The organism is Pseudacidovorax intermedius (genome assembly GCF_001476815.1).
Taxonomy (GTDB): Bacteria; Pseudomonadota; Gammaproteobacteria; order Burkholderiales; family Burkholderiaceae_C; genus Xenophilus; species Xenophilus intermedius_A.
Genome location: NZ_LDSL01000061.1, coordinates 1 through 12293 on the forward strand (window position 1 = coordinate 1; position 12293 = coordinate 12293).

Sequence of the window (12293 nt, forward strand, 5' to 3'; positions counted from 1 at the left end):
CTGCGCATGACCTACCAGTGCGCGCGGGCGGTGGCGCCGGCCAGCAGGTATTCGACCGCGTCCTCGGCGCTGGCAATGCCGCCGCAGCCGATGACCGGGATGCGCACCGCCCGCGCGCACTGGTAGGTCATGCGCAGCGTGACCGGCTTGAGCGCCGGCCCCGACAGCCCGCCCATGCCGTTGCCCAGCCGCGGCCGGCGGGTGTGCACGTCGATGGCCATGCCCAGCGCGGTGTTGCCCATCACCACCGCGTCGGCGCCGGCCGCTTCGGCGGCGCGGGCGATGGCGGCCACGTCGCCCGCGTTGGGCGTCAGCTTGGCCCACAGCGGCAGGTGGGTGGCGCGGCGCATGGCCGCGATGGCGTCGTGCGTGCTGCGCGCACTCATGGCGAAGGCCAGGCCATCGGCCTCCAGGTTGGGGCAGGAGATGTTGGCCTCGATGGCGGCCACGCCGGGGCGCGAGAGCACCCGCACGGCCGCCGCGAATTCGGCCACCGTGTCGGCCGACAACGAGACGACCACCGGCGTGCCGAAGCCCTGGTAGGCCGGCAGCACGTCGCGCACGAAGACGTCCAGGCCCTTGCTGGGAATGCCGATCGAATTGAGCAGGCCGCCGTGCACCTCGGCCACGCGCGGCGTCGGGTTGCCGACGCGCGTCCTGGGCGTGACGCTCTTGATCACCAGGGCGCCCAGGCCGCCCAGGTCCAGCGCTTCCTGGTACTCGACGGCGAAGCAGCCGGAGGCCGGCATCACCGGGTTGCGCAGCGCCAGGCTGCCGATGCGCACCGAGAGCTCAGCCATGCCAGCCTCCCACCATCTCGCGCAGCGGGAATACGGGGCCTTCGCGGCAGACGCGCTGCAGGGCGACGTGGCCGTCCTGCTCGAAGGGCCGCACGCACGACAGGCACACGCCCATGCCGCAGGCCATGCGCTGTTCCAGCGCCACCTCGGCATGGATGTGCGGATGCGGCTGCAGCAGGCGGCGCAGCAGCAGCGCCAGCCGTTCGGAGCCGCAGGTGTAGACGGCATCGCAGCCACCGGCCAGCAGGGCGGCGAGCCGGGGCTCGACGCGCGCCACGGCCGAACTGCCGTCGCTGTCGAAGACGGCATGCACCGTGGCCTGCGCGCCGCGCAGCAGTTCGTGGGGCATCGCATCGGCCGGGCTGCGGGCTGAGAGCAGCACGTCGATGGCCAGGCCCGCCTGCGCCGCCTGGCCCACCAGCGGTGCCATGGTGGCCAGGCCCACGCCGCGCGCCACCAGCAGCACGCGCCGGGCGCGCGCATCGAGGGTGAAGCCCCGTCCCAGCGGGCCGACGATGTCCATCGGCTGTCCTTCGGCCAGCGTGGCCAGCGCCTGCGTGCCGGCACCGGCCACGGCATAGAGGAACTCGACCGTGCCTGCGGCCGGCCCGGTGCCATAGACGCTCATGGGCCGCAGCAGGAAGGGCTGCAGCGTGCTCGTCTGCGGGCAGCGCAACTGGTAGAACTGGCCGGGCGGCGTGGCGCTGGCCAGGTCCGCCTCGGCCTGCAGCCGCAGGTAGCGGTAGCGGGCATTGACGGCATGGTGGGCGGCCACGCGGCAGCGGTGGCTGGCCACCTGCCTGCCGGGTGCGTCGCCTCGGGTCGCACACGCAGGCGGCGTGGCACCCTCTCCCCTCGCGGGAGAGGGCTGGGGAGAGGGGGCAACAGCGGTTGCAAGGCGCAAGGTTGTTTCGGGGCGCGCACCCCCTCTCCCCAACCCCTCTCCCGCCAGGGGAGAGGGGCTCGCGTCGGTGGCTGGGGCAAGGCTTTTCATTTCGATGCCTTGGCGGTGCAAGGAACGATGATGGGGTGGATGTGCGCGCGCAGCGAGGCGACCGCCTCCTGCAGCACCGCGATGCCCGCGGCCAGGTCGGCCTCGGCGAGGGCCTCGCGCGGGTTGTGCGAGCCGTGGTCGTTGCGCACGAAGAGCATGGCCGCCGGAATGCCGGCGGCGGCGAACATGGCCGCGTCGTGGCCGGCGCCGCTGGGCAGGCGCTCCAGCGGCTGGCCCAGGGCGGCGCCCGCGGCCTCGAAGCGGCGGATCCAGGCCTCGTCCATCAGGGCGGGCGCGCTGGCCACGGCCTCGTCGAACTCGAAGCGCACGCCGCGCTCGGCGGCCACGGTCTCGCATTCCTGCTGCAGCAGGGCGTGGAAGCGGCGCAGCGTCTCCGCGTCCTGGCTGCGCACCTCGAAGCTGAACTGCACCTCGCCCGGAATCACCGACACCGCATGCGAGGCGGCGGGCGTGGTGCAGATGCCGGCGGTCATCACCAGGTCCATGCCCATCTGCAGCAGCACGCGCCAGTGCTCGTCCATGCGGGCCAGCAGCTGGGCCACGGCCAGCACGGCGTCATGGCGCAGCCAGCGCGGCACGGCGCCGGAATGGCCGGCCTCGCCCAGGCAGCGCACGCGGTTGTGCCGCAGGTTGCCGCGGATGCCGGTGACGGCCGCCACCGGCCAGCCGCGCGCGACCATCACCGGGCCCTGCTCGATGTGCAGTTCCAGGTAAGCGGCGATGGGCATCGGCAGCAGTGGCTCGCCGCGGGCGATGGCCGAAACGTCGGCGCCGCAGCGGGCCAGGGCCTCGCCCAGGGTGCCGCCGCCGCTGCGGTGCTTCAGTGCCAGGGCGGCGGCGGGCAGGCGGCCGAGCAGCGCCATCGAGCCGACGTAGGCGCGGCCGTACCAGGCGCTTTCCTCGCCGCGCAGGGCCAGCACGCGCAGCGGTGGCAGGGCCTGCCAGTCGTCGGCCAGGCCGTCCAGCACCGCCAGCCCGGCCACCACGCCGGCCAGGCCGTCGTAGTTGCCGCCCCGGGGGACGGAGTCGACGTGGGAGCCGATCACCACCGCCGGCTCGGCACGGGTGTCGGCGGCGAGCCGCAGCCAGAGGTTGCCGGCGCGGTCGCTGTCGGCGACGAGGCCGGCGCGCTCCGCATGGCAGCCGAGCAGGCGCAGGGCGGTGTCTTCGCCGGGGCCGTAGCTTTCGCGGGTGATGCCGTCGCCCGCGCCGTCGCGCGTGGCCAGGCCGATGGCGTCGAGCAGGGCGCTGGGATTGAACGCGGGGCTGGTGCGTTTGGCGTGCACCCGGGCCGGGCCCGTGGCCGCCATGCCGGCTTCGGAGAGGGGACGATGCGCGTTCATGCCACTGCGCCCGTGCCGCCATGGGCCACCGACCATTCGATGGGCGAGGCGCTGAAGTCGGCCAGGCGCCGCAGCGCGGCGGCATCGAGCCGGCCGGCGTCCCGCAAGGCCGCATGCAGGTGGCGCCAGGCGGCCAGCGCGTGCAGCGCGACCGGGGGCGCCAGCGGCGGCACCTGCGGATAGATGGCGTAGTCGAAGAGCACCAGCACGTCGTCCACCTGCGTGCCGGTCTGGCGCAGCGCCGCGGCGGCGGCGTTCTTGGAGCGGCCGTCGGTGCTCACGTCGTCCACCAGCAGGGCGCGGCAGCCGGCGGGCAGGCGGCCCTGCAGCTGGGCCTGCATGCCCCAGCCCATCGGCCGCTTGCGCAGCGTGAGCATCGGCAGCGACAGCCGCTCGGCCAGCCAGGCGGCCAGGGCGATGCCCGAGCTTTCGGTGCCCACCACGGCGCCGATGCCCTGGGCCCGCACGCGCGGCGCGACGGCCTCGGCCATGCGGTCGAGCAGGGCGCGGCGCGCCGCCGCATCGCCCAGCAGCGCATGCACGTCCACGTAGACCGGGCTGGCCCAGCCGGAGGTGTAGAAGAAAGGCGTGGCGTCGGCCAGCCGCACGGCGTCGGCATCGACCAGTGCGCGGGCGACCCGGGCGGCTTCGTCGTCGGAAAAGATCATGGGCTTGCTTTCGATGGCAAGCGGCGCATGCTAGGCACGCGGCTTGCAGCAGCGAAGTGCAAAAATCTCCGCGAGCCGTTCCATTGCGCGATGGCTCGCGGGTCTTTCCGTTCTCCATCCGTTCATCCAGCACCGTTCACGCCGAGCACATACCACTCGGGCTGAGCGACTACCGCTCGAACTGAGCCACTGCCGTTCGGACCGAGCCACCACCGTTCGGGCTGAGCTTGTCGAAGCCCTGGCCCTCCCGTGTCCCAGGCCCTTCGGCAAGCGCATTGCGAACGGTCTCCATCGCGGCCTCGTGCCGCCGCCACCGCCATGTCCCATGCCCCGTCTCCCCGCAGCTTCGTCCGCCATCTCGACGTGGGAACCCTCGACCTGTTCGTGCTGGTGTGCGAGACGGGCAGCATCGCCCGCGCCGCCGAGCGGGCGCAGATCGTCGCCTCCGCCGCCAGCAAGCGCATTGCCGAACTGGAGTCCCTGGCGCAGGCGCCGCTGCTGCTGCGGCATGCGCGGGGTGTGCGGCCCACGCCGCTCGGCGACATGCTGCTCGGCCACGCCCAGGCCATCCTGCTGGCGGTGGAACAGCTGCGCGAAGACCTGGCCGAGGCGGCGCAGGGCGTGCGCGGCCGCGTGCGGGTCTGCGCCAGCGCCTCGGCGGTGGAGCAGTTCCTGCCCGGCGACCTGGCCGGCTTCATGCGCCGGCATCCGGACATCCGCATCGACCTGCGCCAGGCCGCGAGCCGGGCCGTGGCCCAGGCGGTGCGCGAGGGCAGCGCCGACGTGGGCGTGTGCGGGCCGAGCGACGACGTGCTGGGGCTGGAGAGCCGGCCGTACCGGCAGGAGCAGCTGGTGCTGGTCGTGCCGAAGGGCCATCCGCTCGCGCGGCGCCGGCGCGTGGCCTATGCCGACACGCTGGAGTGGCCGCAGGTGGGCCTGCGCGACAGCAGCACCGTGCAGCAGGCGCTGGCGCGGGAGGCCAGCAGCACCCGCCGCGTGCTGCGCCGCCACATCGAGGTCGACAGCCTCAGCGCCCTGTGCCGCATGGTCGAGGCCGGGCTGGGCGTCGGCGTCATGCCCGAAGGCGCCTTCCGCGCCCTGGCCGAAGGCTCGCCGCTGCGGGCCGTGGCGCTGGCCGACGCCTGGGCGCGCCGCGAGCTGCGGCTGTACGCCCATCGCTTCGACGGCCTGCCTGCGGCGGCGCAGCGCCTGGCCGACAGCATCGCGCCGGCCAAGGACGCTTGAGCGCCCGAGCGGCCTTCGCTCAGGCCTGCTTTTCGGCTCCGGCGGGCCGGCGGGTCGGGGCGCCGACGCCTGCCTGTTGTTTCGGCGTACCCGCCCCTTGGTCAAACGTCAGAAACGTGTTTGACATTGTCAATAACGAGGCAAAATGTATTCAGGATGGCGCACGACATGCCGATAACAAGAGAACAATCCGCATACGCACCGTCCGCCTGGGCCGCCGACGGTTTCTTGCTTCTTAGATCAACGACCGCCAGTGTCATGTTCCGCCAATGGATCTCGACGACCCGCTGAAGCCGGTGCTGCTGCCTGAGCTCGCCGGGCCGATCCGCGTCATGGCCGAGGCGCTGGACGGGTTGTCCGTGGGCGTGTGCGTCTTCGACGACGAAGACCGTTGCCTGCTCTGGAACCGCACCTTCCTTCAGTTCTTCCCCGAACATGAGGGCGAGGTCTTCGTGGGCGAACCCTACAGCGAGAACCTGCGGCGCTTCTACGGCGCGCGCCTGAAGGAGCACGAGCGCGACCAGCTCGAGCGCTTCGTGCTCGAAGGCATCCAGCGCCACCGCGGCCAGATGCGCCCCTTCGTCTTCGAGCACCGGGGCCGCTGCCTGTGGGTGTCCTCGCTGCCCATGCCCGGCGTGGGCCGGGTGCGCCTGTGGCGCGAAGAGGGTAGCCTGCAGCCGGCGACCCCCGGGGCGGGTGCCGGCATCGCCGGGCTGGACAGCCAGGCGCTGCTCGACCACATGCCCGACGGCGTGATGATCACCGCGCCCGACCAGCGAATCGTCTGGGTCAATGAGCCCTTCCTGGCCATGTACGGCCTGCGCGACCGCCAGGTCGCCATCGGCAGCACCTTCGAGGATGTCTACCGCAGCGCCTGGTCCGCCGCCGCGCGCGAGGGCGAGCGGGCCATGTTCGACGAGGGCGTGGCCATCCTCGGCGAAAACCTGAACTTCACCGGCGCGCCCTTCGAACTGCCGCTGCCCGACGCCCGCTGGAGCCGCGTCATCGGCGAGCGCAGCGCCGGCGGCACCTGCTTCTTCGCCCACGTGGACATCACGCTGCTCAAGCGCCAGCAGCAGCAGTTGCTGATGGCCAACTGGCGCACCTGGGAAAGCGACACGCTGCTGCGCCAGAAGTCCACCATGCTCGAAGCCGCGCTGGAGCGCATGGAGCAGGGCATCATCATGGTCAACGCCCAGGGCGTGGTCGAGGTCTGCAACAAGCGCGTCGTCGAACTGCTGGACCTGCCGGCCGAGCTCATGGCCTCGCGGCCGTCCTTCCGCGAGGTGCAGGCCATCCAGCTCGCGCAGCGCGTGGCGCGCGGCATGCCGCCGGGCCTGGCGGCGCAGCCCCAGGCGATTCCCTTCGACCAGCCCTACCGCTACGAGCGCCAGCAGCCCGACGGCCGCGTCATCGAGGTCTACAGCGTGCCCATGGACGGCGGCGGCGCCGTGCTGACCTACACCGACATCACCGACCGCCGCCGCAGCGAGGAGCGCATCCGCTACCTGGCGCGGCACGACGGCCTGACCTCGCTGGTCAACCGCGAGGTGTTCCTGGAGCACATGGCCGGCGCCGCGCTGGCGGCCAGCCACGGGGCCGAAGGCTTCGCGGTGCACTACATCGACATCGACAACTTCAAGCCCATCAACGACCGCTTCGGCCATGCCACCGGCGACATGGTGCTGGTGGCCGCCGCGCGCCGCATGCGCGAGGTGGTGGGCCCGGGCGACGTGCTGGCCCGCATCGGCGGCGACGAATTCGCGCTGCTGCAGCATGGTGCGTCCGAGTCGGGCGCGGCGCGCGAGCTGGCGCAGCGCATGCTGCATGCGCTGAACCTGCCGCTGGAGGTCGAGAGCCACACGCTGGCGGTCCATGCCTCGGTGGGCATCGCGCTGTCCACCGGCGTGGGCGACGACCCGGACGAGCTGATCCGCCGCGCCGACAGCGCCATGTACCTGGCCAAGGCGCGCGGCGCCGGTGGCGTGTGCGTGTACGGCGACCCGGCCATCGGCTGGGCGCCGGCGGATTCCGGTTCGTCGCCAATGTGACGCCGGCGGGGCTTTCCCCGTTGGAGGCGCCGGGGCGCGGGGCGTAGGCTGCGGCTTTTGTCGCGACCCGACTGTCCAACAGCCCAATGCCCGCCGATCGCCCGCACTACCGCTTCTGGCCCAAGCGCCTGCCGCACGCCATCACGCCGCCCGCCACCTCGCTGTGGCACAACCTCGCCACCAGCGCCCAGCGCTATCCCGACAAGCCGGCGCTGGTCTACTTCGACCGCGTGACCACCTACCGCGAGCTGGCCGGCCAGGTGGAGGCGCTGGCCGGCGCACTGCACGGCCTGGGCGTGCGCCGCGGCGACCGCGTGGTGCTGGACATGCAGAACACGCCGCAGCTGGTGGTGGCGCATTTCGCCATCCTGCGCGCCAATGCCGTGGTGGTGCCGGTCAACCCGATGAACCGGGCGGAGGAGCTCAAGCACTACATCCGCGATCCCGACGCGAAGGTCGCGATCACCACGGGCGACCTGGCGGGCGAGCTCGCCAAGGCCAGCAATGCGCTGCCCGCCGGCGAGCGGCTGGCCCATCTGGTGGTCACGCAGTTCACCGATGCCTTAGACCCCGCGGCGGCGCAGGGTCCGTCGATGGCGCCGGCTTGGCGCGACTGGCTGCTCGCCCGCCACGAGTTGCCCGCCCTCGACGGCGGCGAGGTGCATGCCTGGACCGATCTGCTGGCCCGCAGCGCCCCGGCGCCCGCGCACGAGGTGGGCGCCGACGACATGGCCCTGCTGCCCTACACGAGCGGCACCACCGGCCTGCCCAAGGGCTGCATCCACCTGCACCGCAGCCTGATGCACAACGCCGTCTCCGGCCAGATGTGGGGCTGCGCCCATCCCGACACCGTGGTGCTGGCGGTGGTGCCCATGTTCCACATCACCGGCATCGTCAGCATGATGCACACCGCCATCCTGGCGGCGGCCGCGCTGGTCATCATGCCGCGCTGGGACCGCGACGTCGCCGGCCACCTCATCTCCACCTGGAAGGTGACGAGCTGGACCAACATCCCGACGATGGTGATCGACCTGTTGGCCAGCCCGCACTTCAAGAACTACGACCTGTCCAGCCTCGTCTACATCGGCGGTGGCGGCGCGGCCATGCCGCAGGCGGTGGCGCAACGGCTGCTGGACGGTTTCGGCCTGGCCTACCAGGAAGGCTACGGCCTCACCGAGACCGCCGCGCCCTCGCACAGCAACCCGCCGGACCATCCCAAGCAGCAATGCCTGGGCATGCCCTTCATGGGCGTGGATGCGCGGGTGGTGGATCCGGACACGCTGCAGGAGCTGCCGCCTGGGGAATCCGGCGAGATCATCATCCACGGCCCGCAGGTGTTCGAGGGCTACTGGAAGCGGCCCGACGCCACGGCCTCGGCCTTCATCGAGTTCGAGGGCAAGCGCTTCTTCCGCTCCGGCGACATGGGCCGCATGGACGAGGAGGGCTACTTCTTCATCACCGACCGCCTCAAGCGCATGATCAACGCCAGCGGCTTCAAGGTCTGGCCGGCCGAGGTCGAATTGCTGATGTTCAGGCACCCGGCCATCCAGGAAGCCTGCGTGATCGCCACCCGCGATGCCTACCGCGGCGAATCGGTCAAGGCGGTGGTGGTGCTGCGGCCCAGCCACAAGGACACGACGGCCGAGGAGATCGTCGCCTGGTGCCGCGAGAACATGGCGGCCTACAAGGTGCCGCGCCAGGTGCAGTTCGTGGACGTGCTGCCCAAGAGCGGCAGCGGCAAGGTCATGTGGCGGCTGCTGCAGGAAGCGGAGGACGGCGCGAAGCAGTGAGCCGGGCCGGGCGCGCGCATCGGCCCGCCGGGCGGCGCGCAGCGTCGCCGGCGCGACCGGCTGGCAGGACCCGCCAAAATGAAAACGGCCCGCGAAAGCGGGCCGTTTTCATTCGGGCCGATCGGCGCTGCGCAACGGGCGTGATGCCCGCGGCGCAACGCCAAGCGATCAGTAGCCGCCGCGGTAGCCGCCGCCGCTGCCGCGGCGATCGCCACCACCACCGCCGGTGCGCGGGGCCATCGGTCGGGCCACGTTCACGGTCACGGCACGGCCGTCGATGGACTGGCCGTTCAGGCCGTTGATGGCGGCCTGGGCTTCTTCGGCCGAGCCCATTTCCACGAAGCCGAAGCCCTTGGAGCGGTCGCTGTCGCGGTCGATCATGACCTTGGCCGAGTTGACGTGGCCGAACTCGGAGAAGTGACGCTGAAGGCTTTCGTCACGGGTGCTGTAGGCCAGATTGCCAACGTAGAGTCTGTTTTCCATGGTGTTCTTTCGTTTTGCCGCACATCGGATGCAGTGCGGCAAGGGTGGGTTGACGGAGAGGGGTGATCAGCGCTGCGGCGGCCGCTTGCGCGGTGCGGCAGAGGCGCCACCCGAGCGTTGCTCGAGGTGGCGGAAGGTAAGGCGACCTTTGTTGAGGTCGTAGGGCGACATCTCGATGGAGACCTTGTCGCCAGCCAACACGCGGATGCGGTGCTTGCGCATCTTGCCGCCGGTGTAGCAGATGAGGGTGTGCCCGTTATCGAGCATGACGCGAAAGCGGGAGTCCGGCAGGACTTCTTCCACCTTGCCTTGCATTTCGATCAGTTCTTCCTTGGCCACGAGGCTCCTTGTCAAAGATCGCGAGACGGCCCGTTCAGGCCAGTTGGTTGTTCAGCACGAAGTGCTGGCCCTGCGCGAGGGCGTATCGCGCGGCGTTCGCAGCGCTGTCGAAGCGCGGGATGAACCGGAAGATCCGGTCGTGCATGCCGCGGCGGATGGAGACCGACGCGGCGTACTGGCCGGTGTCGGTCAGCCGCGTCAGCGGTGTAATGAGATAGCGGCCCAACGGTTGGGCGGGGTTGTTCTGCATGAAGTCGATGTCCGGAGCCCGCGGCTTGCGCGGATCTGCGCCAGATGGATGCCACGGGCAGCCATGCGCAAAAAATGAACCCTGAGGGGAAGTTCCAGCCCGCGGAGGAGGGTGACGCGGACGGGCGATGAACTCGCCGAAGAAGATGGGCGTCCGGTGTACCGTTCGGGTATCGCCGAAGCCTGGGCAGCTCATGAGGCTGCGCGGTGCCAATCAAGGGTCGAGGCAACGAGCACTCCCCGACCAATCGGTGGAGTATAGCGCAATGTGAATGCGCGTGTGCAAATCTCTGCACCACGGTCATCGGTGGGTGGTACGCTGCACCATCGACGCCTGGAGGGCACGAATGAACACTGCCTCGCTTTCTAAACCCCGGCAGGATGCGCTGCGCATCGAATTGCCGCGGGTGGCCAGTCTTCTGCAACGTCGGCGGGCAGCCGAAATCGAAGAAGCCACGATCGACGACCTGGTGGCGCTGTCGTGGCTCGAATGGATGGGCGGTTCGCTGCAGTTGACCACCACCGGCACGAACATCTGCCGCCAGCAGAAGCTGCGAGAGGACTGACAGGGCGCTCGTGCCGCGCCCCATCGGCGCGGCTTCGTCCTGCAAGGGCGCGCGGCGATGCGCTGCGCATGCGGCGTGCGTTGGTGTCAACGTGGTGGCATGGAAAACGGACATCCGACCACCTCCAAGAAGGCCACCCGCGTGGGCTTCGCCCTTTGGGCCTGGATTGCTGCCGCGCTGGCGGTGATTTTTCTGGTGTGGTGGTTCATCGGCGCGCGCTGATGCGCTGGCGCCGGCAGGGTCTGGCAGCCTCGCCCTGCCTTGAGCCTGTCATGCAAATGGCTTACCGCACTGTCCAGTGTTTCTGTGGAAAACGTTGGGGATAAGCCGTTGGCACCCTCGCCAAGCCCCATTGTTTCGAGGCGTTTCGCTGGATTGCCGCTTGCTTGAGCAATCAGCTGTCCTGGCGAGGCGGGTCCAGCTCGGGCACCACGCGCGCATTGCGTCGGAAGGTCCAGTACGCACTGGCCCAGTCCATCAGCACGATCAACCGGTTGCGGAAGCCGATCAGGAAATAGACGTGCACGAAGAGCCAGAAGAGCCAGGCGAAATAGCCTGAGAAGCGCAGCGGCCCGAACGGCGTCGGCACGTCTGCCACCGCCGCGTGGCGGCCGATGGTGGCAAGATTGCCCCAGTCCTTGTAGCGGAAGGGCTCGGTGGCGCGGCCGGCCAGCCGCGCGAGGAGGTTGCGGGCTGCAGTGCGACCCATCTGCTTGGCCGCCGGCGAAACGCCGGGTACTGGCCGGGGCGGCTTTCCCGGCTCGTGGCTCATGGCTGCGGCCAAGTCGCCGACGACGCTGATTTCGGGGTGGCCCTCGACGCTCAGGTCCGGCTGTACCTTGACGCGGCCGGCACGGTCGCATTCGGCGCCGAGCGCCTGTGCCAGCAAACGGCCCAGCGGCGAGGCGGCCACTCCCGCGGCCCAGATGACGCAGCGGCTGTCGATGCGGTGCACCGGCCCGTCAGGACCGCCTTCCTGCACATCCAGGCCACCGGCGTCGATGCGTGTCACCAGGGCGCCCAGCCGCACCCGCACGCCCAGCTTCTCGAGTTGCTGGCGCGCCCGTTCGCTCAGGCCTTCGGGCATGGCCTGCAGCACGCGGCCGCTGCCTTCCACCAGCAGCACTTCGGCGTCTTCGGGGGCGATGCGGCGGAACTCGCCGGCCAGGGTGTGGCGGGCGATCTCGGCCAGGGTGCCGGCCATCTCGACGCCGGTGGGCCCGCCGCCGATCACCACGAAGGTGAGGAGTGCGCGGCGGCGGGCGGCGTCCGGTTCGAGTTCGGCGCGCTCGAAAGCGGTGAGCACCCGGCGGCGGATGTCGAAGGCATCGGCCAGCGTCTTCAGGCCTGGCGCATCGGCCGCCCATTCGTCGTGGCCGAAATAGCTGTGGGTGGCGCCCGCGGCCACGATGAGGTGGTCGTAGGGCAGCACATGGCCGTCGGCCAGGCGGACGGTACGCGCCTGGGCGTCGATGGCGCACACCTCGCCCAGCAGCGTGGTCACGTTGGGCTGGTGCCGAAAGAGCAGCCGCGCCGGCGCGGCGATGGACGGAGCGGCCAGGCCTGCGGTGGCCACCTGGTAGAGCAGGGGCTGGAAGAGGTGGTGGTTGGTCTTTTCGACGACCACCACGTCCAGGGGCGCGCCGCGCAGGGTACGGGCGGCTTCCAGGCCGCCGAAGCCGCAGCCGACGATGACGACACGGGGCAGGGGAGCGGCAGCAGCATCGGTCATGCGGCCATTATG

12 protein-coding genes and 1 pseudogene are annotated in these 12293 nt (G+C 70.9%); 5 read left to right on the forward strand and 8 right to left on the reverse strand.

The features are described from left to right. Positions 1-26 precede the first annotated feature (26 nt). From NS331_RS10055 to NS331_RS10070, 4 genes and pseudogenes are all read right to left on the reverse strand, one after another. Positions 27-800: pseudogene (locus tag NS331_RS10055) on the reverse strand (dihydroorotate dehydrogenase); the annotation flags it as partial. Next, complete coding sequence (locus NS331_RS10060; RefSeq protein WP_242873712.1) at positions 793-1575, reverse strand: dihydroorotate dehydrogenase electron transfer subunit; 783 nt, start codon at positions 1573-1575, stop codon at positions 793-795. The gene NS331_RS10060 and the pseudogene NS331_RS10055, both read right to left, overlap by 8 nt. 215 nt (positions 1576-1790) lie before the next feature. After that, entirely contained in the window at positions 1791-3158 is a 1368-nt protein-coding gene (locus NS331_RS10065) for a hydantoinase/carbamoylase family amidase (protein WP_242873713.1), read from the reverse strand. Further along, positions 3155-3826, reverse strand: coding sequence for an orotate phosphoribosyltransferase (locus NS331_RS10070; protein WP_058641861.1), 672 nt, complete (start codon positions 3824-3826; stop codon positions 3155-3157). The genes NS331_RS10065 and NS331_RS10070 overlap by 4 nt, the downstream gene beginning before the upstream one ends. A 318-nt stretch (positions 3827-4144) precedes the next feature. Between NS331_RS10070 and NS331_RS10075 the strand changes: the two genes are divergently transcribed. From NS331_RS10075 to NS331_RS10085, 3 genes are all read left to right on the forward strand, one after another. After that, positions 4145-5071, forward strand: coding sequence for a LysR family transcriptional regulator (locus NS331_RS10075; RefSeq protein ID WP_058641862.1), 927 nt, complete (start codon positions 4145-4147; stop codon positions 5069-5071). Positions 5072-5340: 269 nt separating this feature from the next. Continuing rightward, complete coding sequence (locus tag NS331_RS10080) at positions 5341-7122, forward strand: PAS-domain containing protein (protein WP_058641863.1); 1782 nt, start codon at positions 5341-5343, stop codon at positions 7120-7122. An 86-nt stretch (positions 7123-7208) separates the two neighbouring features. Next, positions 7209-8912, forward strand: coding sequence for a long-chain fatty acid--CoA ligase (locus NS331_RS10085; RefSeq protein WP_058641864.1), 1704 nt, complete (start codon positions 7209-7211; stop codon positions 8910-8912). A 168-nt stretch (positions 8913-9080) separates the two neighbouring features. Here NS331_RS10085 and rbp read toward each other — a convergent pair whose 3' ends face one another. The 3 genes from rbp to NS331_RS10100 form a co-directional block, all read right to left on the reverse strand. Next, a complete protein-coding gene (rbp, locus tag NS331_RS10090) occupies positions 9081-9395 on the reverse strand; it encodes an RNA-binding regulator (RefSeq protein WP_058641865.1) in 315 nt (104 codons plus the stop codon). A 66-nt stretch (positions 9396-9461) separates the two neighbouring features. Beyond that, complete coding sequence (gene infA, locus NS331_RS10095; protein WP_058641866.1) at positions 9462-9734, reverse strand: translation initiation factor IF-1; 273 nt, start codon at positions 9732-9734, stop codon at positions 9462-9464. A gap of 34 nt (positions 9735-9768) precedes the next feature. Continuing rightward, on the reverse strand, positions 9769-9984 hold the full coding sequence (locus NS331_RS10100; RefSeq protein WP_058641867.1) for a hypothetical protein: 216 nt from the start codon (positions 9982-9984) through the stop codon (positions 9769-9771). A gap of 346 nt (positions 9985-10330) precedes the next feature. Here NS331_RS10100 and NS331_RS10105 point away from each other — a divergent pair, with 346 nt between their 5' ends. Next, complete coding sequence (locus tag NS331_RS10105; RefSeq protein WP_058641868.1) at positions 10331-10549, forward strand: hypothetical protein; 219 nt, start codon at positions 10331-10333, stop codon at positions 10547-10549. A 99-nt stretch (positions 10550-10648) separates the two neighbouring features. Continuing rightward, positions 10649-10771, forward strand: a complete 123-nt coding sequence (locus NS331_RS27355; RefSeq protein ID WP_275936457.1) for a hypothetical protein — start codon at positions 10649-10651, stop codon at positions 10769-10771. A 172-nt stretch (positions 10772-10943) separates the two neighbouring features. On the opposite strand, the gene NS331_RS10110 is transcribed toward NS331_RS27355, so the two are convergent. After that, a complete protein-coding gene (locus NS331_RS10110; protein ID WP_058641869.1) occupies positions 10944-12281 on the reverse strand; it encodes an NAD(P)/FAD-dependent oxidoreductase in 1338 nt (445 codons plus the stop codon). Positions 12282-12293: the final 12 nt, after the last annotated feature.

What these genes read in the sequence shown, in the direction of transcription:
- NS331_RS10100 (WP_058641867.1), bottom strand. Translation starts at nt 9,984, where the DNA reads ATGCAGAACAACCCCGCCCAACCGTTGGGCCGCTATCTCATTACACCG.
- NS331_RS10085 (WP_058641864.1), top strand. Translation starts at nt 7,209, where the DNA reads ATGCCCGCCGATCGCCCGCACTACCGCTTCTGGCCCAAGCGCCTGCCG.
- NS331_RS27355 (WP_275936457.1), top strand. Translation starts at nt 10,649, where the DNA reads ATGGAAAACGGACATCCGACCACCTCCAAGAAGGCCACCCGCGTGGGC.
- rbp (WP_058641865.1), bottom strand. Translation starts at nt 9,395, where the DNA reads ATGGAAAACAGACTCTACGTTGGCAATCTGGCCTACAGCACCCGTGAC.
- NS331_RS10065 (WP_242873713.1), bottom strand. Translation starts at nt 3,158, where the DNA reads ATGAACGCGCATCGTCCCCTCTCCGAAGCCGGCATGGCGGCCACGGGC.
- NS331_RS10070 (WP_058641861.1), bottom strand. Translation starts at nt 3,826, where the DNA reads ATGATCTTTTCCGACGACGAAGCCGCCCGGGTCGCCCGCGCACTGGTC.
- NS331_RS10075 (WP_058641862.1), top strand. Translation starts at nt 4,145, where the DNA reads ATGTCCCATGCCCCGTCTCCCCGCAGCTTCGTCCGCCATCTCGACGTG.
- NS331_RS10080 (WP_058641863.1), top strand. Translation starts at nt 5,341, where the DNA reads ATGGATCTCGACGACCCGCTGAAGCCGGTGCTGCTGCCTGAGCTCGCC.
- NS331_RS10110 (WP_058641869.1), bottom strand. Translation starts at nt 12,281, where the DNA reads ATGACCGATGCTGCTGCCGCTCCCCTGCCCCGTGTCGTCATCGTCGGC.
- NS331_RS10105 (WP_058641868.1), top strand. Translation starts at nt 10,331, where the DNA reads ATGAACACTGCCTCGCTTTCTAAACCCCGGCAGGATGCGCTGCGCATC.